The sequence below is a fragment of the Paraburkholderia sp. SG-MS1 genome, assembly GCF_012275575.1.
Lineage (GTDB): Bacteria > Pseudomonadota > Gammaproteobacteria > Burkholderiales > Burkholderiaceae > Paraburkholderia.
On sequence record NZ_NPIH01000164.1, the window covers coordinates 1 to 298 of the forward strand.

Genomic DNA, 298 nt, shown 5'->3' on the forward strand with positions numbered 1-298 from the left:
GGTCGCGCGCAGCGCGCAGTTGCCCGCCGGTCTGAAGCTGCCGACGGTCAACGGCCCGATGCTGCTCGTCGCCGACAATCCCGTCGCGCCGGGCAAGAAGCTGCTGATCGTGACGGGCCGCACCGCGCAGGAAGTCGATCAGGCCAGCGCCGCGCTCGTGCTCGGCAAGACGGCGATGGCGGGGCCCGCCGTGCGCATCGGCCAGATCGACATCGGCGCGCCGCGCAAGCCGTACGATGCGCCGCGCTGGGTGCCCGTGGATCGCCCGGTCGCGTTCAAGGAACTGATCGACACGCCG

Annotated in this window: 1 protein-coding gene; it reads left to right on the forward strand. The window is 72.1% G+C overall.

Translation table 11 applies throughout. From position 1 onward, the window contains the following. A partial coding sequence (locus CIC12_RS12715) for a cellulose biosynthesis cyclic di-GMP-binding regulatory protein BcsB (protein WP_174772032.1) occupies positions 1–298 on the forward strand: 298 nt, incomplete at both ends.